This window comes from Neisseria meningitidis (genome assembly GCF_022869645.1).
Classification (GTDB): domain Bacteria; phylum Pseudomonadota; class Gammaproteobacteria; order Burkholderiales; family Neisseriaceae; genus Neisseria; species Neisseria meningitidis.
Window position 1 is genome coordinate 535,537 of the sequence record NZ_CP064367.1, and the last position, 22,038, is coordinate 557,574.

Annotated in this window: 23 protein-coding genes and 1 pseudogene; 10 read left to right on the forward strand and 14 right to left on the reverse strand. The window is 51.5% G+C overall.

Annotated features, from left to right (window positions below):
• Nucleotides 1–16: 16 nt before the first annotated feature.
• From IUJ45_RS02830 to IUJ45_RS02845, 4 genes are read right to left on the reverse strand one after another with little or no spacing between them, the layout of a single operon-like run.
• Nucleotides 17–796, reverse strand: a complete 780-nt coding sequence (locus IUJ45_RS02830) for a TatD family hydrolase (RefSeq protein ID WP_002249305.1) — start codon at nucleotides 794–796, stop codon at nucleotides 17–19.
• Nucleotides 797–800: 4 nt separating this feature from the next.
• Nucleotides 801–1,151: a PilZ domain-containing protein gene (locus IUJ45_RS02835; RefSeq protein ID WP_002249304.1), complete on the reverse strand. Its 351-nt coding sequence runs from the start codon at nucleotides 1,149–1,151 to the stop codon at nucleotides 801–803.
• Nucleotides 1,152–1,154: 3 nt separating this feature from the next.
• Nucleotides 1,155–2,132: a DNA polymerase III subunit delta' gene (locus IUJ45_RS02840; RefSeq protein ID WP_002249303.1), complete on the reverse strand. Its 978-nt coding sequence runs from the start codon at nucleotides 2,130–2,132 to the stop codon at nucleotides 1,155–1,157.
• Between the two features lie 33 nt (nucleotides 2,133–2,165).
• Nucleotides 2,166–3,296, reverse strand: a complete 1,131-nt coding sequence (locus IUJ45_RS02845) for a PilT/PilU family type 4a pilus ATPase (RefSeq protein WP_002214012.1) — start codon at nucleotides 3,294–3,296, stop codon at nucleotides 2,166–2,168.
• 167 nt (nucleotides 3,297–3,463) lie between these two features.
• Between IUJ45_RS02845 and IUJ45_RS02850 the strand changes: the two genes are divergently transcribed.
• The 4 genes and pseudogenes from IUJ45_RS02850 to IUJ45_RS11145 all read left to right on the forward strand — a co-directional run.
• Nucleotides 3,464–4,165, forward strand: a complete 702-nt coding sequence (locus tag IUJ45_RS02850; protein WP_002246090.1) for a 5'-methylthioadenosine/adenosylhomocysteine nucleosidase — start codon at nucleotides 3,464–3,466, stop codon at nucleotides 4,163–4,165.
• 144 nt (nucleotides 4,166–4,309) lie between these two features.
• Entirely contained in the window at nucleotides 4,310–6,103 is a 1,794-nt protein-coding gene (gene lepA, locus IUJ45_RS02855) for a translation elongation factor 4 (RefSeq protein WP_002236845.1), read from the forward strand.
• A 142-nt stretch (nucleotides 6,104–6,245) separates the two neighbouring features.
• Nucleotides 6,246–7,265, forward strand: a complete 1,020-nt coding sequence (gene lepB, locus IUJ45_RS02860; protein WP_002236844.1) for a signal peptidase I — start codon at nucleotides 6,246–6,248, stop codon at nucleotides 7,263–7,265.
• Nucleotides 7,266–7,362: 97 nt separating this feature from the next.
• Nucleotides 7,363–7,469, forward strand: a pseudogene (locus IUJ45_RS11145) (IS5/IS1182 family transposase); the annotation flags it as partial.
• A gap of 60 nt (nucleotides 7,470–7,529) precedes the next feature.
• On the opposite strand, the gene IUJ45_RS02865 reads toward IUJ45_RS11145, so the two are convergent.
• The 4 genes from IUJ45_RS02865 to dapF all read right to left on the reverse strand — a co-directional run bounded on the left by IUJ45_RS02865 (nucleotide 7,530) and on the right by dapF (nucleotide 11,574).
• Nucleotides 7,530–8,429 (reverse strand): DMT family transporter, encoded by a 900-nt coding sequence (locus tag IUJ45_RS02865; protein ID WP_014580527.1) that lies wholly within the window; start codon nucleotides 8,427–8,429, stop codon nucleotides 7,530–7,532.
• Between the two features lie 565 nt (nucleotides 8,430–8,994).
• Nucleotides 8,995–9,927, reverse strand: a complete 933-nt coding sequence (gene cysK, locus IUJ45_RS02870; protein ID WP_002217611.1) for a cysteine synthase A — start codon at nucleotides 9,925–9,927, stop codon at nucleotides 8,995–8,997.
• Between the two features lie 193 nt (nucleotides 9,928–10,120).
• A complete protein-coding gene (locus IUJ45_RS02875) occupies nucleotides 10,121–10,726 on the reverse strand; it encodes a hypothetical protein (RefSeq protein ID WP_002219540.1) in 606 nt (201 codons plus the stop codon).
• Nucleotides 10,723–11,574 carry a diaminopimelate epimerase gene (gene dapF, locus IUJ45_RS02880; RefSeq protein ID WP_002236843.1) on the reverse strand — a complete coding sequence of 284 codons (852 nt, stop codon included), beginning with the start codon at nucleotides 11,572–11,574 and terminating at the stop codon, nucleotides 10,723–10,725. The genes IUJ45_RS02875 and dapF overlap by 4 nt, the downstream gene beginning before the upstream one ends.
• A gap of 136 nt (nucleotides 11,575–11,710) precedes the next feature.
• Here dapF and IUJ45_RS02885 point away from each other — a divergent pair, with 136 nt between their 5' ends.
• Together IUJ45_RS02885 and IUJ45_RS02890 are read left to right on the forward strand one after the other, a co-directional pair.
• Nucleotides 11,711–12,007 (forward strand): hypothetical protein, encoded by a 297-nt coding sequence (locus IUJ45_RS02885; RefSeq protein ID WP_002236842.1) that lies wholly within the window; start codon nucleotides 11,711–11,713, stop codon nucleotides 12,005–12,007.
• Nucleotides 12,008–12,020: 13 nt separating this feature from the next.
• The gene (locus IUJ45_RS02890) at nucleotides 12,021–12,689 is read left to right on the forward strand and encodes a sulfite exporter TauE/SafE family protein (RefSeq protein ID WP_002214027.1); all 669 of its coding nucleotides are present in this window, start codon (nucleotides 12,021–12,023) and stop codon (nucleotides 12,687–12,689) included.
• Nucleotides 12,690–12,761: 72 nt separating this feature from the next.
• Here IUJ45_RS02890 and pnp read toward each other — a convergent pair whose 3' ends face one another.
• Nucleotides 12,762–14,885, reverse strand: a complete 2,124-nt coding sequence (gene pnp / locus IUJ45_RS02895; protein WP_079278851.1) for a polyribonucleotide nucleotidyltransferase — start codon at nucleotides 14,883–14,885, stop codon at nucleotides 12,762–12,764.
• Nucleotides 14,886–15,118: 233 nt separating this feature from the next.
• Nucleotides 15,119–15,982 (reverse strand): phosphoribosylaminoimidazolesuccinocarboxamide synthase, encoded by an 864-nt coding sequence (locus IUJ45_RS02900; protein ID WP_002229244.1) that lies wholly within the window; start codon nucleotides 15,980–15,982, stop codon nucleotides 15,119–15,121.
• A gap of 197 nt (nucleotides 15,983–16,179) precedes the next feature.
• On the opposite strand from IUJ45_RS02900, the gene rfbD reads away from it, so the two are divergent.
• Nucleotides 16,180–17,043, forward strand: coding sequence for a dTDP-4-dehydrorhamnose reductase (gene rfbD, locus IUJ45_RS02905; RefSeq protein WP_002234764.1), 864 nt, complete (start codon nucleotides 16,180–16,182; stop codon nucleotides 17,041–17,043).
• 473 nt (nucleotides 17,044–17,516) lie between these two features.
• Here rfbD and IUJ45_RS02910 read toward each other — a convergent pair whose 3' ends face one another.
• From IUJ45_RS02910 to IUJ45_RS02925, 4 genes are all read right to left on the reverse strand, one after another.
• Complete coding sequence (locus IUJ45_RS02910; protein ID WP_002214035.1) at nucleotides 17,517–17,750, reverse strand: glutaredoxin family protein; 234 nt, start codon at nucleotides 17,748–17,750, stop codon at nucleotides 17,517–17,519.
• Between the two features lie 165 nt (nucleotides 17,751–17,915).
• Nucleotides 17,916–18,116, reverse strand: a complete 201-nt coding sequence (locus IUJ45_RS02915) for a bacterioferritin-associated ferredoxin (protein ID WP_002214037.1) — start codon at nucleotides 18,114–18,116, stop codon at nucleotides 17,916–17,918.
• Between the two features lie 171 nt (nucleotides 18,117–18,287).
• On the reverse strand, nucleotides 18,288–19,163 hold the full coding sequence (gene xerD / locus IUJ45_RS02920; RefSeq protein WP_002246088.1) for a site-specific tyrosine recombinase XerD: 876 nt from the start codon (nucleotides 19,161–19,163) through the stop codon (nucleotides 18,288–18,290).
• 51 nt (nucleotides 19,164–19,214) lie between these two features.
• Nucleotides 19,215–19,655, reverse strand: coding sequence for a peroxiredoxin (locus IUJ45_RS02925; RefSeq protein WP_002214039.1), 441 nt, complete (start codon nucleotides 19,653–19,655; stop codon nucleotides 19,215–19,217).
• Nucleotides 19,656–19,975: 320 nt separating this feature from the next.
• Here IUJ45_RS02925 and IUJ45_RS02930 point away from each other — a divergent pair, with 320 nt between their 5' ends.
• From IUJ45_RS02930 to mnmM, 3 genes are all read left to right on the forward strand, one after another.
• The gene (locus IUJ45_RS02930) at nucleotides 19,976–20,914 is read left to right on the forward strand and encodes a serine hydrolase (RefSeq protein ID WP_002217622.1); all 939 of its coding nucleotides are present in this window, start codon (nucleotides 19,976–19,978) and stop codon (nucleotides 20,912–20,914) included.
• Nucleotides 20,915–21,042: 128 nt separating this feature from the next.
• Nucleotides 21,043–21,336 (forward strand): RNA chaperone Hfq, encoded by a 294-nt coding sequence (hfq, locus tag IUJ45_RS02935; protein WP_002214042.1) that lies wholly within the window; start codon nucleotides 21,043–21,045, stop codon nucleotides 21,334–21,336.
• 84 nt (nucleotides 21,337–21,420) lie between these two features.
• Complete coding sequence (gene mnmM, locus IUJ45_RS02940) at nucleotides 21,421–21,987, forward strand: tRNA 5-(aminomethyl)-2-thiouridylate-methyltransferase MnmM (protein ID WP_082308623.1); 567 nt, start codon at nucleotides 21,421–21,423, stop codon at nucleotides 21,985–21,987.
• The last annotated feature ends 51 nt before the right edge of the window (nucleotides 21,988–22,038 follow it).

Below are 22,038 nucleotides of genomic sequence, written 5' to 3' on the forward strand. Positions count from 1 at the left end.
TATCGTCGGCACAGGGTCAGACGACCCGCATATCGGGTACTTTTTGAAACAGCCGGTAAAAGTTTTCCGTCGTATATGCCGCAACCTGTTCCAATGTTTGGTTCCGCAATTTGGCGATATGTTCGGCGGTATGGCGCACAAAAGCCGGTTCGTTCTGCCTGCCGCGTTTGGGAACGGGGGCGAGGAACGGCGCATCGGTTTCCACCAAAATGCGGTCGTCCGGCACATATTTCGCCGCCTCCTGAACCAAGGGGGCGTTTTTAAAGGTAACGATTCCCGAGAAAGAAATGTAAAGCCCCAAATCCATTGCTGCACGGGCAAAACCGATGTCTTCGGAAAAACAGTGGATAACGCCCGAATTAACCCGGCATTCTTTCAGGATAGACAAGGTATCCGCCGCCGCATCACGCGTATGGACGATAACGGGCAGTCCGGTTTGATTGGCTGCTTCGATGTGGTCTGCAAAGCGTTTGTGCTGCCAGGACAAATCGCCTTTGCACCAGTAATAATCCAAACCCGTCTCGCCAATGCCGACCACTTTCGGCGAGGCGGCTGCGGCAACCATTTCCGCAATAGAAAATTCTTCGGCTTCCTTGCTGTCGGGATGTACGCCTATGGTGCAATAGATGTGTTCGTGCGCTTCGGCGATGGCAAAGACTTCGGAGAAGCTTTCCCTACTGACGCTGATGGCGAGCGCCTGCCCCACGCCGTTTGCTTCCATGTTGGACAAAACTTCGGGCAGGCGTTCTTTCAAACCTTCAAAATTGAGGTGGCAGTGCGAATCGATGATATGCATGGCGTTACATGGTAAACGTAGGTCTGCTGCCGCCGATTGTGTTGCCCAGTTCGACTTCGATCTGATCTTTGACTTTCAGGCAGTTTTCGTGTTTTGTGAATGCCAGCCCCACCCCTTTGGGTTTGGAGGAAGTACGCGCAGGATTGATCCAGGCGACTTTGGTCGGCAGGAACAGTTTGGGGAAGTTGAGGATTTCTACGGCAAGCAGAATATCGTCCCCGATGGAAAATACGTCGTCGGTCTGCACAAACAGACCGCCGTGTTCCAAAAACGGCATGTAGGAGCTGTACAGCAGATTCATGTCTTTCAGCTGCAACGACATCATTTTTGCCGGAATATTTTGTCCGTCTGACATAATTCACCCGTTCTCTTTCTTCAATTCCAAATAATTGATGAGCAGATGCTCGATCTGCATTTTGACATTTAAAGTATGAAACCCGTAGGGGGCAAGCTGTTTGAGCATATCCTCCGCCGCAAATACATTGCGCGGGCGGAAACCGGATGCCGTCTGAAGCAGCCTGTCTTCATAAGCGGGATAATAGACGGGTTTCATGTGTTGCAGGCACAATCCCAAATCGACCAGCCATTTCTGCATCCACCCGACAAATACGGCGAGCGGAAGTTTTTCCTTATCGAAAAGCGCGGCGTAATCCAAAATCTTCAACAACCTCGGTTCTGCCAAAATATCCAACAGTTTAATCCGCAACGCACGGACACCGTCCGCCTCATCAAACAGCGGCGCTCCGGAATGGAAAGCCAGACGTTCCTCAGGTTCCGCCACACCCCTTTCACGCAGATATGCCAATGCCTCTTCATGGGAAGGCGCGGGCAAAACCATCTTCCGGCAGCGGCTTTTAATGGTCGGTAAAACCTTGTCCGCCGCGTGGCTGACCAGCAAAAAGACCACTTGTGGCGGCGGCTCTTCCAACACTTTCAACAAACTGTTGGCGGCTTGGACATTCATACTTTCCGCAGGATGAATCAGAATCACGCGCAAACCGCCCCGTACCGAAGTCAGGTACACATTATCGATGATTTCCCTGACGGCATCGATTTTGATCTGCAACAGTTTGCGTCCGTTTTCGGGTTCGTCCGTCAGGGGCGTGATTTCGTAAAAATCGGGATGGCTTCCCTGTCCAAACAGATGGCAGGACATACATTCGCCACAGGGTTTGCAGCCCGGTGCAGGGGTTTCGCACAACAGTGCCTTCGCCGCAAAGCGGGCAAATGTAGTTTTCCCCGTATCTTTTTTGCCGGCAAACAGCCATGCATTGGGACGACGCTCCCAATGTTCCGCAATCTGCCGCCATTGCTCATTATGCCACGGATAAATCATTTCAAACCATCCGTCCGGAAATCCATACCGCCATCAGAGCAGTTCCAAATCGGGGCTGGAACTTTGCGCGCGGCGGCTGCGCAACTGTACCGCCAAACGCAAATCGTGTGCGGAATCGGCATTTTTCAATGCTTCTTGCAGGGAAATATCGCCTTTTTCATACAATTGGTAAAGGTGTTGATCGAAGGTCTGCATACCCAGGGTAGTGGATTTTTTCATCACTTCTTTGATTTCATGGATGTTGCCGTTGTGAATCAACTCCGAAATCAGGGGCGAATTGAGCAGCACCTCGACTGCCGCCACCCTGCCCTTGCCGCCGTCTCGCGGAACGAGGCGTTGCGAAATAAACGCCTGAAGGTTGAGCGACAAATCCGTCAGCAATTGTTCGCGCCGCTCCTCGGGGAAAAAGTTGATGATGCGGTCGAGTGCCTGATTGGTGCTGTTGGCGTGCAGCGTCGCCATACACAAATGCCCCGTTTCGGCAAAGGCAATGGCGTAGTCCATTGTTTCGCGGTCGCGGATTTCGCCGATAAGGATGACATCCGGCGCCTGACGCAGCGTGTTTTTCAACGCCGCCATCCAGTTTTCCGTATCCACGCCGACCTCGCGCTGGGTGATGATGCAGTTTTTGTGTTCGTGGACAAACTCGATCGGGTCTTCGATGGTGATGATGTGTCCGAACGAATTTTCATTGCGGTAGTCGATAAGCGAGGCAAGCGAAGTCGATTTGCCCGAGCCGGTGCCGCCGACAAAAATAACCAGCCCGCGTTTTTTCAGCGCGACATCCTTCAAGACCGGCGGCAGGTTCAGGCTTTCAAACTTGGGAATCTTGCTGGTAATCGCACGGAATACCAACGCCGTCGCACCGCGCTGTATCATCGCATTGACGCGGAAGCGGCTGGTGTCCGGCAGACTGATGGCGAAGTTGCACTCGTTGGTCGATGAAAATTCTTCCGCCTGCTTCGCACTCATAATCGAAAAGGCGATTTCCATACATTTTTCCGCCGTCAGCGGTTCGTCCGTGATGCGGGTGATTTTGCCGTCCAGCTTCATTGCGGGCGGGAAATGGGTCGTCACGAACAGGTCGGAACCTTTGTTTTTGTTCATATGGCGCAGCCATGCGAACAGTTCTTCCTTTGCGGTCATATTTTCATCGGTAAACATCCTCGTCCCCTAATCTTCAAACAATCTGTACCTTCCCATTCTACCAAAAACCCGCCGTGCCGTCTGAAACCGTTTCAGACGGCACGGACAAACCACCTCCACTCAATCCTGCCGTGTTAGCGTGTATAATCAGGCATTCTATCCGAAATTCACAACAGGTCAGCAATATGTCTTTGAAAACAGTAGCCGTTATCGGCGCAATGGAACAAGAAATCGAGCTTTTGCGCGAGATGATGGAAAATGTCAAAGCCGTCTCTTTCGGCAAGTTTGCCGCCTATGAAGGCGAATTAGCGGGAAAACGCATGGTGCTTGCATTGAGCGGCATCGGCAAGGTCAACGCGGCGGTTGCAACGGCTTGGATTATCCGTGAATTCGCACCGGACTGCGTTATCAACACCGGCAGCGCGGGCGGCTTGGGCAAGGGTTTGAAAGTCGGCGATGTCGTGGTCGGCACAGAAATCGCGCACCACGATGTCGATGTAACCGCATTCGGCTATGTTTGGGGACAAGTGCCGCAACTGCCCGCCGTATTTGTTTCAGACGGCCTCTTGGTCGGCAAAGCAAAACAGGCGGCGGAAGTGTTTGAAGGCGCGGCGGTAGAACAAGGCCTGATTGTCAGCGGCGACCGCTTCGTCCACAGCAGCGAAGGCGTGGCGGAAATCCGCAAGCACTTCCCCGAAGTTAAGGCGGTAGAAATGGAAGCGGCGGCAATCGCCCAAACCTGTCATCAGTTGGAAACGCCTTTCGTCATCATCCGCGCGGTTTCCGATTCGGCAGACGAAAAGGCAGACATCAGCTTTGACGAGTTCTTGAAAACGGCGGCGGCAAATTCCGCAAAAATGGTGGCAGAAATCGTCAAATCTTTATAAGACCTTTATCAAACTTATGCCAAAACAGCGGTTTTCCGCTAGAATGTCGGGCTGTTTATCCCGTTGCGCCCGACATTCGGACGCAGCGCCGTTTGTTCAGACGGCATTTCCAAAACCCACTGTCCGACATTCAAAATAACTCTAATGAAAAATATCCGAAATTTCTCCATCATTGCCCACATCGACCACGGCAAATCGACGCTTGCCGACCGTTTTATCCAATACTGCGGCGGCTTGGATTTGCGCGAAATGAGTACGCAGGTACTCGATTCTATGGACATCGAAAAAGAGCGCGGCATCACCATCAAAGCGCAAACCGCCGCGCTCAACTACAAAGCGCGCGACGGGCAGGTGTATCAGCTCAACCTGATTGACACGCCGGGACACGTCGACTTCTCTTACGAAGTTTCCCGTTCGCTGTCGGCCTGCGAAGGCGCGCTTTTGGTGGTTGACGCATCTCAAGGCGTGGAAGCGCAAACCGTGGCGAACTGCTACACCGCGATTGATTTGGGCGTTGAAGTCGTGCCCGTTTTGAACAAAATCGACCTGCCCGCCGCCGACCCCGAACGCGTGGAACAGGAAATCGAAGATATCATCGGCATCGATGCCGTCGGCGCGGTGCAATGTTCCGCCAAAAGCGGCATCGGCGTGGAAGACGTTTTGGAAGAAATCGTTGCCAAAATCCCCGCACCGGCCGGCGATGAAAATGCGCCGCTGCAAGCGGTGATTGTCGATTCGTGGTTTGACAACTATGTCGGCGTGGTTATGCTGATTCGTGTGAAAAACGGCACCATCAAGCTGAAAGACAAAGTGCGCTTTATGAGCACCAAGGCGGAAACGCAGGTTGAGCAGCTGGGCGTATTCACGCCGAAATCAGTTCAAAAACAAGAACTCAAAGCCGGCGAAGTGGGCTTTTTGATTACCGGCGTAAAAGAATTGGGACAGGCAAAAGTCGGCGATACAGTTACTTTGATTGCCAACCCCGCCTCCGAGCCGCTGCCCGGCTTCCAAGAAGTGCAAAGCCAGGTATTCGCCGGACTTTATCCGGTGGAAAGCCACGACTACGAAGCCTTGCGCGACGCTTTGGAAAAATTGCAGCTTAACGATGCTTCGTTGAAATTCGAGCCTGAAGTTTCCCAAGCATTGGGTTTCGGCTTCCGTTGCGGCTTCTTGGGCCTGTTGCATTTGGAAATCGTGCAGGAACGTTTGGAACGCGAGTTCGACATGGACTTGATTACCACCGCGCCGACGGTGGTTTATGAAGTCGTGTTGAAAAACGGCGAGAAAATCGAAGTCGAAAATCCGTCCAAACTGCCCGACATCGGCAGCATCGAAACCATTCTCGAGCCGATTATCACTGCAACCATCCTCGTGCCGCAGGAATATGTCGGCAACGTCATGACTTTGTGCAACCAAAAGCGCGGCGTGCAAGTCAATATGCAATATATGGGCCGCCAAGTGATGCTGACTTACGACTTGCCGATGAACGAAGTGGTGATGGACTTTTTCGACAAACTCAAATCTACTTCGCGCGGCTATGCTTCGTTGGACTACCATTTCAAAGAGTTCCAACCGTCTGATTTGATTAAGCTGGATATCATGGTCAACGGTGAAAAAGTCGATGCGCTGAGCCTGATTGTCCACCGTCAAAGCGCGGTTCACCGGGGCCGCGAACTGGCATCGAAAATGCGCGAGCTGATTCCGCGCCAAATGTTTGATATTGCCGTCCAAGCCGCCATCGGCAGTCAGATTATCGCCCGTGAGAACGTCAAAGCCCTGCGTAAAAACGTTTTGGCAAAATGTTACGGCGGCGATATTACGCGTAAGAAAAAACTGCTTGAAAAACAAAAAGCAGGCAAACGCCGTATGAAACAAGTGGGCAATGTGGAAATCCCGCAAAGCGCGTTCTTGGCAATTTTGCAGGTGAGCGACAAATAATATCCGGCACACGGGGCAGTGCATCATGCCCCTTAAACCGCCCTGATTGTAAGAGAGCACGTCCGCCAACAAACTTTGTGATTTACCGCCTCTTAAAAACGGTTGCACGGACGGGCGGGTTTTTAACCGTTAAGGAACAACAATGAACATTATGCTAATGTCGGGCGCGGCTGCCGCGCTGCTTGCCGGCATCATCCTTTATTTCAAAAGCGACAAAAAGCGGCAGGAAAACGGTGAATGGAGTTCCGGTCTGGAATACGCCTATATCCTGACGGCGGTCGGCGTGTTTGCCGCTTTGTCCCTGTTTATGAGCTTTACCGCCGTTTTCCTGATTTTCGTTGTATTGTGCGGTACGGCTTGGGGGGTATACAAATACCGCCTGAAGACTCATCCCGAAATCTCGGAAAGCAGCCACTTCGGCGATTATTTCGGCAGTTTCTTCCCTACCGTTTTGGTATTGTTCCTCATCCGGTCGTTTATTGCCGAACCGTTCCAAATCCCGTCCAGCTCGATGCGCCCGGGCCTGATTAAGGGCGATTTCATTTTGGTCGGCAAATTTTCCTACGGCCTGCGCGTACCCGTTTTAAACAATGTATTCATCCCCACGGGCAAAATCGAACGGGGCGATGTGGTCGTTTTTAATTATCCTTTGCAACCGGAGATGACCTACATCAAGCGTATTGTCGGCATTCCGGGCGATGTGGTCGAATATCGGAATAAAGTTTTGACGGTAAACGGAAAACCTGCTTCCGATATTCCTGACGGCACATACCGTTATCCCGACGACACCGACCCATCCGAAATCCACAATACGGATATGTTCCACAGCGGTTTGGACGGCAAATCCTTCAATATTCTGAAAAAAGAAGGACAGCCTGCCGTTTCCCTGCCCGTATTGGGCAAATATACCTCCGATATTATGTCTGAAAACGGATATTCCATAGAGCAAAGCGGTTTGGAACACTGCCAATATGCCGACGACGGCAGCGGTTTCGTGTGCAAAGTTCCCGAAGGACGCTATTTCGCTATGGGCGACAACCGCGACAACAGTGCCGATTCGCGCTACTGGGGATTTGTGGATGACAAGCTGGTTGTCGGCAAGGCAATGTTCATTTTGATGAACTTCGGCGATTTCGGCAGGGCCGGTACGGCAATCCGTTAGGCCAGGAAGCCAAGAATGCCGTCTGAAAATAGTTTCAGACGGCATTTGCTATTCCTCACTTTTGCAGGCGGATCTAACGTTGTCGGATTTTCCTACCTATAGTGAATTAAATTTAAATCAGGACAAGGCGGCGAGCCGCAGACAGTACAAATAGTACGGCAAGGCGAGCCAACGCTGTACCGGTTTAAATTTAATTCACTATATCAGTCCGGTAACGCAGGTTTTGCACGGAAAACTGCCAATACTGCCTTGATGGAATCAATATTAAGACTGCTGTTTCAGCGAACCGAGGTAAATTGCCGAAAGCGTCAGCGCCACCCCTGCCCACTGCACGCCTTCAATCGGTTTGCCCAACCCGAAATAATCGATGAACAGGGCGGCAACCGGTTCGGACAAAAGCAGCAGCCCCGTCAGCGACAGCGAAAGCAGCGGAATCGCATAGGCAACCATCGCCCACGCGAAGCACTGCATCACCACGCCGTACACAAGCACCAAACCCGCATCTTTCCAAGTCGTCGGATAAAGCACGCCGCCATCCATCAGCAATGCCGGAACAACCAGCGATACCGCGCCGCCCAAACTCAAAATCATCATTGAAGGGAAAAGCGCCACCGGCTCGATTTCATGGGTTTTGCGGACGAACACCATCGACAGGGCGAGCATCAGTCCCGATACCAAACCGCTGGCGAATCCCCAAACCGCATTACCGTTGTAGCCGAATTCCGCACCGGCAATCATCGCCACGCCGGCAACTGCCGATATTAAGCCTGCCTTTTTCAGCCCGCTCAAACGCTCGCCGAAAAAGAAAACACCGATTGCCGACAAGAAAAAGATTTGCAGGCTGTTGAGCAGGGTGGAAATACCCGGCCCGACCGCGTGTATGCTTTCGTGCCACAACGCCAAATCGAAAGCGAGAAACACGCCCGCCGTCAGGGCATATCGGACGGTTTTCCTGTTTTTTGGGAATTTTTGCCCGAAAAACCGTGCTAAAAACCAAAATACGAACACCGAAATCAGCAACCGCCAAAATGCGATTGCATACGAACCGACGGGGACGGATCTGACAATCAGACTGCCCAGACCGAACACCACGCAACCCAGCACCAGCAATGGTGCGGCATATTTTTTGCCGTTACCGACCACAATATCCCCTCCCTTCCCCATACGGCTGCCGCGCCGACGGCAAGAATGCCGCCATTCCGAAAATATGCCGTCTGAAGCCCAAAGCCCCGGCTGCACCCGGACAAACGGCTGATTTTACGGGCAGGCAGGCTATTTTCCGTTGGGGCAAAAAACCGTCCTGCCGGATAAAACCCGAATATAGTGGATTAACAAAAACCAGTACAGCGTTGCCTCGCCTTAGCTCAAAGAGAACGATTCTCTAAGGTGCTGAAGCACCAAGTGAATCGGTTCCGTACTATAGTGGATTAACAAAAACCAGTACAGCGTTGCCTCGCCTTGCCGTACTATCTGTACTGTCTGCGGCTTCATTGCCTTGTCCTGATTTTTGTTAATCCACTATATCTGTACTGTCTGCGGCTTCGTCGCCTTGTCCTGATTTTTGTTAATCCACTATAAAAAATATTTCCCTCAAGCGATGTGGCGGCACCAACACCTGATTAAAACACAACCGGCGTTTTCGGCATATACGCAAAAACGCATTTTCCGGCACGGCGTTACACCGATACCGAAAAATGCGTCTGAATGTTTCGACAATCCGATTAAAGCATTATGCCAAATCTGCAAAAAGTGGCGTAGAGAGATAGCGTTCGCCATAAGAAGGCAGCAGCACGACTATCAGCTTGCCTTCGTTTTCAGGCTGTTTGGCAAGCTGCAACGCACTCCAAACCGCCGCACCGGAAGAAATACCCACCAAAATGCCTTCTTTTTCCGCTATTGCGCGGGCGGTTTCAAAAGCCGCTTCGTTCGACACTTTGGTAATGCTGTCGTAAATTTTGGTATTCAAAACGGTCGGAATAAAGCCTGCGCCGATGCCTTGAATCGGGTGCGGGCCTTTTTCGCCGCCGCTCAATACGGGTGAAGCTTCAGGCTCGACGGCAACCACTTTAACTTCGGGTTTGTATTTTTTCAACACTTCGCCCACGCCGGTAATCGTACCGCCCGTGCCGACGCCGGCAACGAAGACATCGACTTTGCCGTCCGTATCCCGCCAAATTTCCTCGGCGGTTGTTTTGCGGTGGACTTCGGGGTTTGCCTCATTGTCGAACTGGCGCGGCATAAAATAAGTGTCGGGATGCGCGTCCACCAAGGATTTCGCTTTGGCAATCGCGCCCGCCATACCTTCGGCGGCAGGGGTCAGAATCAGCTCCGCACCAAACGCGCGCAACAGCATTTTGCGCTCCTTACTCATGCTTTCCGGCATGGTAATCGCCAGCTTGTAGCCGCGTGCGGCACATACCATTGCCAAACCGACACCCGTATTGCCGCTGGTTGCTTCGACAATGACGGTGTTTTTGTTGATTTTGCCCGCTTTTTCGGCACCCTCGATCATTGCTTCGGCAATGCGGTCTTTGACGCTGCTGCCTGGATTGAAAAATTCCAGTTTCACGGCAACCTCCGCCTTCAAACCTTCGGTCAGACGGTTCAGTTTGACCAAAGGCGTGTTGCCGATTAGTTCGGTGATGCTGTTTGCAATTTTCATCTTCTGCTCCTGAATAATAAGGTTTCGACAGTAAGGCGCAATCCCCATAGGCATCCTGTCCGATTGCAGGGGATTTGCGCCGAAACATAAACAAATTTCGGATATGGCTTTATCCTAAACCTATGCCGCCTAAAAAACCAATATCCAAAATTTCTTTCTTTATAACTTTTTGTTCCGATACGGCCGCACCGTATTATCTTCCAATTTCTGAAAGCAGCAGCACCAGTACCGAGACCTGCATCAACGCTGCCGTCAACCCGCCGAGTCGCAGCTGCGAGCCGCCGAACGTTGACGGCGGCTGCCGGTCTATACCGCAGCGGTGGACATAGGCAACCGCCATCAGCACAAACTGCAACACGAACCAATAAACCGGCTTCAGCGCATAAAGTTTGAGCAGTGCCGCAAACACAAACACTTGAACCGTTCCCGAAAAGCAATAATGCACCAACGCACATATTCCGACAAAAGCAAGCGTCATCGATACATTACTGACGGCAAACAGCCCGAGCAGAGGATGTTCGGGGTCTGCCTGCCATCCGTTTCCATCCGTTTTCCGGTTCCAATGCCCGATGAAAAAAAATATGCTGCCCAAAGTCAGGTAAAAATGGGGGATGAACAAGGGCGCGGCGCGGGTCATTCCCCATATGCCGGGCATCAGCTTTGCCCCCAAAACCGATATGCCCAGCCACAGCATAATACTCGCCCAAAACCATTGCAACATTCCTGCGCGGAATATCAGAAACAGAAAAACCGCCGCATACAGTAAGGCAGACAAAAAATCCAAATGCAGCAAAATCATGAATACGCCAACTCGCCTTCAAACACCGTTTCCGCAGGGCCGGTCATCATCACATCGCCGCCGCAGGCCCATTCGATATATAAAGTTCCGCCCGGCAAAATCACCTCTACCGTTTTCCCTTCATCCAACAACCCCAGACGGATACCCGCCACCACAGCCGCACACGCGCCCGTACCGCACGCTTGGGTTTCGCCCACGCCGCGCTCGAACACGCGCAAACGAATCGCGGTTCGGCTGACAATCTGCATAAAGCCGACGTTGACGCGTTCGGGAAACTGCCTGTGCGGTTCGATAAGCGAACCGGTTTCGCGCACCTGCGCGCATTCTACGTCATCGACCACAATCACCGCATGGGGGTTGCCCATATTGACGCAGCTGACAGGCTGAATGCCGGATTCGAGATGCACCCCGTAAATACAGGCATCATCCCCCTCGCCCGATTCGGGGACAAACGGTATTTCAGACGGCATAAACCTCGGTTTGCCCATATTGACCGTAACCATGCCGTTATCGGACAATTTCGGAAAAATAACGCCATTTGCCGTTTCAACACAAATTTCTTTCTTATCGGTCAAACCCTTGTCTGCAACAAAACGGGCAAAACAACGCGCCCCGTTGCCGCACTGCCCGACCTCGCTGCCGTCGGCATTGAAAATACGGTAACGGAAATCCACGCCTTCGGTTTCCGAACGCCCGACCACCAAAAGCTGGTCGAAGCCCACGCCCCGGAAACGGTCCGCCCATGCCGCAATCGGCGCGTCCTCGGGGGTAAAATCCTGACTGACCGCGTCAATCACCATAAAATCGTTGCCCAAACCGTGCATTTTGGTAAATTTCAAAGTGTTCATATTGTTCCGAAATCCCGTATCGTCTGTTGCTTCCGAATCCGAAATCCCCCGCACCGAAGGGAAATGCTTCCATCTCCCGCCGCCTGAGGATTAAAATCAGCCATTATACTGTTTGTTACCCCTTACAAGAAACACCATGTTCCGCATATTACTGTTGCTTTTCCCTTGTGCAATCCTTGCCGCCTGCACCCGAAACATACCGGCAAACCCGGCCGTTTCAAATTGCGCGCATCTTCAAAACCGCACCATCCTGTATTTTGACGCACACGGCAAACCCGCCGACGGCGCAGTAAAGGGCGGATTTTACAAAATTATCGAAATACAGGGTGCAAACCGCATCCTTATTCAAGACTTTAACAGCACGGGCAATGCCCTCGGCGGATTCTATGTGCCGGACTGCCGGAAATCATCCCTTTCACCGAAAAATATCTGACTTCAAACTGCCTATGAACCACGACATCACTTTCCTCACCCTGTTCCTACTCGGTTTCTTCGGCGGAACGCACTGCATCGGTATGTGCGGCGGATTAAGCAGCGCGTTTGCGCTCCAACTCCCCCCGCATATCAACCGCTTTTGGCTGATCCTGCTGCTTAACACAGGACGGGTAAGCAGCTATACGGCAATCGGCCTGATACTCGGATTAATCGGACAGGTCGGCGTTTCACTCGACCAAACCCGCGTCCTGCAGAATATTTTATACACGGCCGCCAACCTCCTGCTGCTCTTTTTAGGCTTATACTTGAGCGGTATTTCTTCCTTGGCGGCAAAAATCGAGAAAATCGGCAAACCGATATGGCGGAACCTGAACCCGATACTCAACCGGCTGTTACCCATAAAATCCATACCCGCCTGCCTTGCGGTCGGAATATTATGGGGCTGGCTGCCGTGCGGACTAGTTTACAGCGCGTCGCTTTACGCGCTGGGAAGCGGTAGTGCGGCAACGGGCGGGTTATATATGCTTGCCTTTGCACTGGGTACGCTGCCCAATCTTTTGGCAATCGGCATTTTTTCCCTGCAACTGAAAAAAATCATGCAAAACCGATATATCCGCCTGTGTACGGGATTATCCGTATCATTATGGGCATTATGGAAACTTGCCGTCCTGTGGCTGTAAGCCCCATTCATTCCCGATACCCGTAAAAAATACCGTCTGAAACCTGTTCAGACGGCACTTTCACCCTAAGCGTTACTCGGCGGCATTTTCCTCACGGGCAGGCGCGTCCAGCAGGGCTTTGATGGACAGACGGACACGGCCTCTGTCGTCCACTTCCAATGCTTTCACGTTCACCACCTGACCGACTTGCAGGTAGTCGCCGACATTGCGTACGCGCTCGTGGGCGATTTGGCTGATGTGTACCAAACCGTCTTTGCCCGGCATCACACTGACAATCGCGCCGACATTGTTGTCGAGGATTTTCACCACAGTGCCTTCGTACACTTTGCCCACTTCCACTTCGGCAGTAATCTGCTCGATGCGTTTTTTCGCCGCATCGCCGGCTTCTTGAGTGGTTGCGGCAATGGTAATCGTACCGTCTTCGGCAATATTGATTTCCGTACCGGTTTCAGCGGTAATCGCACGGATGGTTTCACCGCCCTTACCGATAACTTCGCGGATTTTGTCTTGGTTGATTTTCATCGTGAACAAGCGTGGCGCGTGTGCGGACAGCTCTTGCGGGCCCGCAACGGCGGCTTTCATCTGATCCAAGATGTGCAGACGCGCTTCTTTGGCCTGCGCCAAAGCGATTTGCATAATCTCTTTGGTAATGCCTTGGATTTTGATGTCCATTTGCAGCGCGGTAACGCCTTCGGTCGTACCAGCCACTTTAAAGTCCATATCGCCCAAGTGGTCTTCGTCGCCCAAAATGTCGGTCAGGACGGCAAACTTATTGCCTTCCAGAATCAGACCCATCGCGATACCGGCAACGTGTGCTTTCAAAGGCACGCCGGCGGACAGCAGGCTCAAGCAGCCGCCGCAGACGGAAGCCATAGAGGAAGAGCCGTTGGATTCGGTAATTTCGGAGACCACGCGCATGGTGTAGCTGAAATCTTCAGGTTTCGGCAATACGGCCAACAATGCACGTTTAGCCAAACGACCGTGACCGATTTCACGGCGTTTCGGCGCGCCCATGCGGCCCACTTCGCCGGTAGAGTACGGCGGAAAGTTGTAGTGCAGCATAAAGCGGTCGGTGTATTCGCCGGACAGCGCGTCGATGATTTGCTCGTCGCGCGAAGTACCCAAAGTCGCTACGGCAAGGGCTTGGGTTTCGCCACGGGTAAACAATGCGGAACCGTGCGTGCGCGGCAATACGCCGGTTTGGATGTTCAGCGGACGGACGGTGCGGGTGTCGCGGCCGTCGATGCGCGGTTGGCCGTCCAAAATTTGGCTGCGGACGACATCGGCTTCCAAGTGTTTGAAAATGCCTTTGATTTCGTTGGCTGCCAGCGTGTCGGTTTCTTCGGTAATCAAGGCTTCTTTTACCGCACTCCAAGCTTCGTCCAATTTGGCAGAACGCGCTTGTTTTTGACGGATTTTGAACGCTTCTTTAATGGTTTCGCCGGCAATCCCGCGGACTTTGGCAACCAGTTCCTCATTGGTTTCAGGTGCTTTCCAATCCCAAAGTTCCGGATTGACTTCGTCGGCAAATTCATTGATTGCATTGATGGCAACCTGCATTTGATCGTGGCCGTAAACCACCGCGCCCAGCATCACGTCTTCGGGCAGGATTTTGGCTTCGGATTCCACCATCAACACGGCTTTTGAAGTACCGGCGACCACCAAGTCCAATTGCGATTTCGCCAATTCGGCTTTAGTCGGGTTCAAAACGTACACGCCGTTTATATAACCCACGCGTGCCGCACCAATCGGACCGGCAAACGGTACGCCGCTCAACACCAGCGCGGCAGACGCGCCCAACATTGCAGGAATGTCGGAATCGATTTCGGGATCGACGGACACGACCATCGCTACGATTTGGATGTCGTGGTAGAAACCTTCGGGGAACAGCGGACGAATCGGGCGGTCGATCAGACGGCTGGTCAGGATTTCTTTTTCGCTTTGTTTGCCTTCGCGTTTGAAGAAACCGCCGGGGATTTTACCTGCGGCGTAAGTGCGTTCCAAATAATCGACGGTCAGGGGGAAGAAGTCTTGGCCTTCTTTCACTTCTTTGTTGGTGGTAACGGCAACCAAAACCACGGTGTCGCCCATAGAGACTTTAACGGCAGCGGCGGCTTGGCGGGCAATTTCGCCGGTTTCCAAAGTAACGGTCTGATTACCGTATTGGAAGGTCTTAACGTGTTTGTCGAACATCATTGTTCCTTTCAAAATACCGCACTGCTAAAACACTAATAATGCACACTAAAATCCGAATGTGCATAGTTAGGGTTTCAGACCGTGCGGCAGGTTGTAAACAAGCTTTCAGACGACATTTCGGACGCTGAAAGCAATTCCGGATTATAAAGGCAACCATCCTTAAAATCCAGTATTGATACAATAAAAAGGCCGTCTGAACCATATTTCTTTCAGACGGCCTTCAAACTTAAAAATCAATCCTGAGTCAGCAAAGTCAATGCTTCCCGATACTTCTCGACAGTTTTCTGAATCACATCGGCAGGCACTTTCGGCGCAGGGGCTTTTTTGTTCCAACCGCTTTGTTCCAGCCAGTCGCGGACGAATTGTTTGTCAAAAGACGGCGGATTGGTGCCGACTTCATATTGATCCGCCGGCCAGAAGCGGCTCGAATCGGGAGTTAATACCTCATCCATCAGCGTCAGCGTACCGTTTGTATCCAAACCGAATTCAAATTTGGTATCGCAAATAATAATACCGCGCGATTTGGCATATTCCGCCGCTTCGGTGTAAAGCCGAACCGCCTTGGCGCGCACTTCTTCCGCCAATTCTTTGCCGATAATGCGTCCGCATTCTTCAAAGCTGATGTTTTCATCGTGATCGCCGACTGCGGCTTTGGTCGATGGCGTAAAAATCACTTCAGGCAGTTGTTGCGCTTCCTGCATACCTTCGGGCAGCCGAATACCGCAAACCGAGCCGGTTTTTTGATAATCTTTCCAACCGCTGCCTGCCAGATAACCGCGCACAATCGCCTCTACTTTCACCGGAGTGAGCTTTTTAGCCACGACGGCGCGTTTTTCTAAAACTTTGGCTTCGTTTTCAGGCAAAACATCGTAAACCGTTTGACCGGTAAAGTGGTTGGGCATAATATGCGCCAGTTTTTTAAACCAAAAATTGGAAATCTGCGTCAGAATCTCCCCTTTGCTCGGAATCGGGTCGTCCAAAATCACATCAAACGCGGACAGGCGGTCGGAAGCGACCATCAGCATACGTTTATCGTCGATTTCATATAAATCGCGCACTTTTCCAGAATAGATCTTTACCAAACCAATCTCACTCATTTCGCCCCCCTGAAAATATCTTGAAAATACCGACCCGACACCCGACAGGTTTGAATCGCAAACCGATATTCTAGCCGAAGTCGGCGCAAAACAATACCCATGGCACAAAAAGCCAACCCGTCAACCGTCGGCAAAGTTTTGGCACTATAATACCGACAGCAAGTCCTACAATACACTTTTACCAAAGGAAATACCTCATGAGAATCCTATTGACAGGCTCGAAAAGCCAACTGGCACGCTGCCTGCGCGACCGTCTTCCGGAAGACTGGGAAACCATTGCGACGGATTCCGCATCCCTAGACATTACCGATGCCGATGCCGTCTGCAACATGGTCAAAAGTTTCCAACCCGACGCCATTGTCAACACGGCTGCCTATACTGCCGTCGACAAAGCGGAAGGCGATGCGGCAGCGGCATTTGCCGTCAATGCTTCCGCCGTTTACAACCTTGCCTTGGCAGCACATCGCGCCCATGCCCGATTCATCCACATCTCAACCGACTATATCTTTGACGGAAAAGGGAAAAGACCCTACCAGGAAAGCGACTTTACCAACCCTTCCAATGTATACGGACAATCCAAAACCGCCGGCGAACTGCTCGCACTGTCTGCCAATCCCGACAGCCTTATCCTGCGGACTTCTTGGCTGTTTAGCGAATACGGGGACAACTTTGTCCGCACCATGCTGAACCTTGCGCGGGAACGTTCCCCGCTGTCCGCCGTCCACAACCAAATCGGCTGCCCGACCTATGCCGGCGACTTGTCCGCCGCCATCATCCGCCTGTTGCAGCAGTCCAATCCCGTTCGCGGCATTTACCACTACGTCGGCGGCAAATCCGTATCCTGGTACGAATTTGCCCAACATATTTTCCAAGCGGCATCGCAACAGCAGACATCCTTCCCCGTTCCCGAATTGACTGCCGTTTCAGACAAGGAATATCCGACCGCCGCCCCCAGGCCCGCATACAGCATTTTGGACTGCCGCAAAATCGAAAACGACTTCAGCATCAAACCGTCAGACTGGCAAAAAGCCCTTGCACAGGTCGTTTCCAAGCTGCTCTGATGCCGCCCGCCTCTCCGTTTCCGCCGTCAAGCACCGCCTTGGCGGTTTTCTTATATAGTGGATTAACAAAAACCAGTACGGCGTTGCCTCGCCTTGCCGTACTATTTGTACTGTCTGCGGCTTCGTCGCCTTGTCCTGATTTTTGTTAATCCACTATAAAATCTACCGATTACACAAACACATATCATCTTTACACAATCATGCTTCCATCAACAGTAAAACATGATATGATTGCCAACAATAACATCTCACAATAAATTTTCTAATTTTTATTGAAAAAATCAATAAATAAGAATTCTCCCAACCGACAAATAAAATAAAGAAAGGGTTAATATGCAACATCGAAGAAGACTAGCAATTTACCAAGCATCCAAACGTGCTTCCTTTACCGGCAGGTCATCCGCCCCGCAAAAACGTAAAGAACGTTAATTTGAAAAAAATGCCGTCTGAAGTCCTGCTTCAGACGGCATTTTTTACCGTTCGAGAAACTGTTTCAACCTGTCCTCATCCAAAAACCAGTGGCAGATTTCCTCATCTCCCGCCAACAAAACGGGAACCAGCTCATTGTATTTTTCTTCCAAAACAGGATTTTCATCCACATCGACCACTTCCAGCCCGAACCCGTATTCATTTTGAAAAGGTTTGAGTGCATCGCGCATTTTGTGGCACAAGCTGCAATATTCACGAAACATCAAGGTCAATTTCATCCGCGTTTCCTTATCTGTCAATTTGCACACGCCAAAGCCTTAGACGCAGCAGAATCATGGTCTATTTGGGAAAAAACAATGTTTTCAAGGAAGATGATACTCAAGTTCTGCCAAAAACAGTAAAAATGCCGTCTGAACAGTTCAGACGGCATTTCGAAAACCGTTTTACGCTTGAACGTTGATACCCGCCGTAACCGTCGGTTGCGCATTGTGCGCCGTCAGAAACGAAGCGGCAAGCTCCCCGCAGCAGCCGCAGCAGCTCGCTACGCCCAATTGCGACTGCAAATCGCCCATTGTGGTCGCGCCGGCGGCGATTGTTTCCTTGATTTGATGGTCGGTAACGGCATTGCAGATGCAGACAAACATTTTGTGCTCCGTGTGTTCTCAAACTATCGTACCGATAGCGGCTTTTATTATCGTATGCAAATATAAATAAAAACGGTTCGCATTGCAAGGTCGGCATACACGGTTTGTCTTGGTAATTTTTTATCAAGTTTGCATTTTCGATTGATTTCTTATTAAACCGAAGCAGAAGCCTCAGTTTCGGGAATGGTGTTCCTTCACTACACCCTGCAACCATACATTGGCAACATGGGTATAAATCTGCGTCGTATTCAAATCGGCATGTCCCAACATATCCTGAACCACGCGCAAATCCAATCCGTGCTGCACCAAGTGCGTGGCGAAGGCATGGCGCAGGCTGTGCGGGCTGATGTGCCCGATGCCTGCCTGACTTGCATATTCTTTGACAATCATCCATGCCAACTGACGGGAAATACCTGTTTTTTTCTGACTGACAAACAAGGCATCGCAACTCCTGCCCTTCAACAAGGCCGGACGCGCCTCCGTGTAATAGCGTCCCACCCAATACGCCGATTCCTGCCCCATCGGGACCATCCTCTGCTTGTCGCCCTTGCCCAGCGCGGTAATACAGCCCCTGTCCAAATCCACATTGCCGAAGTTCAGCCCGACCGCCTCGCTGACGCGCAAGCCGGTCGCGTACATTAATTCAAGCAGGGCCTTGTCCCGCAAACCGTGCGGCGTGTCGGTATCCGGTGCGGCAAGCAGTCGGGAAATCTGCTGTTCTGTAATCAGGGTCGGAATATTCTTGTCGATTTTGGGCGGTTTCAGCAAACGGGTGGGATTGTCCGTCCTTATGCCTTCACGCTCCATCCATATATACAGGCGTTTGCATGCCGATAATGCGCGCGCCTGCGAACTCCGTTGCTCTCCGTCAACATAAACCGCCGCCGCCAAATCCGCTTCGTCCGCATCCTTCAGCATTCTGCCCGATTGGGACAGGCGGCGGGCGATTTTTTCCAAATCGCGCCGGTAACCGTTTAAAGTATTCTGATTGAGCCGCCTGTCCAACCACAGCGTTTCAAGCAGCCTGTCGATCAAACCTTCTTCCATACCGTTCCAAACAAATGCCGTCTGAATCTTCTTCAGACGGCATGGTTCACATTATCGGGAAAGCGTTTCCAATACTTCCTGCGCGTGACCCGCCACTTTGACTTTCCGCCATTCATGGGCGATTTCTCCATCCTTATTCAAGACGAACGTACTGCGCTCGATACCTAACGACTCTTTCCCGTACAGTTTCTTCAATTTGATGACATCAAACAGGCGGCACACTGTTTCATCCTTGTCGCTCAACAGCTCGAACCGGAAACCCTGCTTGGCGCAAAAATTCTGATGCGCCTTTACGCCGTCGCGGGAAATACCGACCACGGTATAACCCAATGCCTCAAACTGTTCCAAACGCGCATTGAAATCCAAGCCTTCCGTCGTACAGCCCGGCGTACTGTCTTTCGGATAAAAATACACGACCAAAGGCAGATGTTCTGCCGAATGAAAATCCGCACCGCTGCTCGAAGGCAGGGTAAATTCATATTTCACATCCATAGTCCTACTCCCGATATTCCCATTATTCAAAACGGCACGCAGACGCACCGCCGCAATTGCCAAACCAACCCCGATTCTACCGCCCCAAAGGACAAGGATTCAACTGCCGGAAACATCCAAACCGACACACGACGGCATGAAAAATATCCATGTCAAACCACAAAATATGTTCCGATTTAAAAACAGAATGTTATAAAACCCAATCCCCAAAACACAACAAGACCGCCCGCCTACGGGCAGTCTCCTGTCAGACGACATACTTTACAGATGGCTGTTTTTTCAACAAAATAACGCCAATACTCAAAAATATGGAATCAAAAATGTCCATCCATACTCTGAAACGCCTGCCCTCATCGCTGCTGCTCGGTCTCTGCCTTTCCCTGCCGTCAGCCCACCTTTTTGCCGACAACGACATTTTAGGGCAATTTTTAGAACAGAACATGCTTACCTCCTCCGATCCGATAGAAATATTCGCCGAAAGCACGATACACCCCACCAACACCCAAGCCATTACAGGCGGTCTGATTCTCTCCTCACAGTCTGCCCTGGTCGTCAACAACAAAACCGGACAGATACTGTATCAGAAAAACGCCGACAGGATTATGCCCATCGCCTCCATTTCCAAACTGATGAGCGCGATGGTCGTTTTGGATGCAAACTTGGACATGAACGAAACCGTTACCATTACGCCTGACGAAATCGACCGCATCAAAGGGACCGGCAGCCGTCTTGCCATAGGTACGGCACTTACACGCAAAGAACTGCTGCACCTGAGCCTGATGAGCAGCGAAAACCGCGCCACCCATGCATTGGGCAGAACCTACCCCGGCGGCATGGGCGCATTTGTCGCCGCCATGAACCGCAAAGCCCAAAGCCTCGGTATGTACGGCAGCCGCTTTTACGAACCGACCGGACTCAACTTCCAAAACGTTTCTACCGCCAAAGACCTGAGCCTTATGGTCAACGCCGCCGCCCAATATCCGCAAATCCGCACCAACTCGACTTCCAACTACGCCTCGGTACAGACCAAAAACGGGCAGCAGAACTACAAAAACTCCAATGCCCTGGTCAGAGAAGGCATGTGGAACATCGAATTGCAGAAAACCGGCTACATACGCGAAGCAGGCAGGTCTATGGTTGTCAAAGCCAACATTCAAAACCAACCCGTTACCATCGTATTGCTGAACTCGCCCACATCCGCCACACGCGTCAACGACGCCCGCAAAATCGAATCGTGGATGCTGCAGCAACGCTCCTGACATACAAATGCCCGGCGGAAAACCGCCCAAACACAAAAAAAATTGGTAATTTTTCCTATTCAAGGCTACAATTCGACACGCACAGGGCATCTGCCCGATTTCACAATCATAATAGCGGAGTTAAAAATATGACAGCTAAAGGACAAATGTTGCAAGATCCCTTCCTGAACGCCCTGCGTAAAGAGCATGTTCCGGTTTCGATTTACTTAGTTAACGGTATCAAATTGCAAGGTCAGGTTGAGTCTTTCGATCAATACGTTGTTCTCCTGAGAAACACTTCCGTCACCCAAATGGTTTACAAACACGCCATTTCCACCATCGTACCGGCACGCTCCGTCAACCTACAACATGAAAACAGACCCCAAGCCGCACCGACTTCGACCCTCGTCCAAGTGGAAACCGTCCAGCAGCCTGCCGAATAATCCGCACGAAGCATGACGTGTCATATCTTTCAATACCTTACCGGACAACGGTAAGGTATTTTTATTTTCAGACGGCATTTGAAAATGTTATTGAAAAACATCCTTCCATTCGCCCATTGCCTTTTGCGGCAGGCACTTCCCGAAGGCGGCAATGCGCTGGACGGCACCGCCGGCAACGGACACGACACCCTTTTCCTCGCACAAACCGCAGGCATCCGGGGGAAAGTGTGGGCATTCGACATCCAGCCGCAAGCCCTGAACAACACCCGATGCCGTCTGCAGGAAGTAGGTTACAGCAATGTACGGCTCATCTTGGACGGACATGAAAACCTGAAGCAATATATTCCAAAGCCGCTGGATGCAGCCATTTTCAATTTCGGCTGGCTGCCCGGCGGGGACAAAAGCCTTACCACCCGCACGGAAACCAGCATTGCCGCCCTTTCCGCCGCCCTATCCCTACTGAAAGAAAACGGTATGCTTATTGCCGTCCTCTACCCCGGGCACGAAAACGGCAAACAGGAGGCAGAAGCAATCGAACAATGGGCAAAAAACCTGCCTCAAGAACAGTTTGCCGTTCTGCGTTACAGCTTTACCAACCGGAAAAACAGCCCACCCTATCTTTTGGCATTTGAAAAACTGCCTCAAAAATAACTGTTTGCGGTAAAATAAGCCGATTCTAACCCTTATTTTGATACGAGCCGA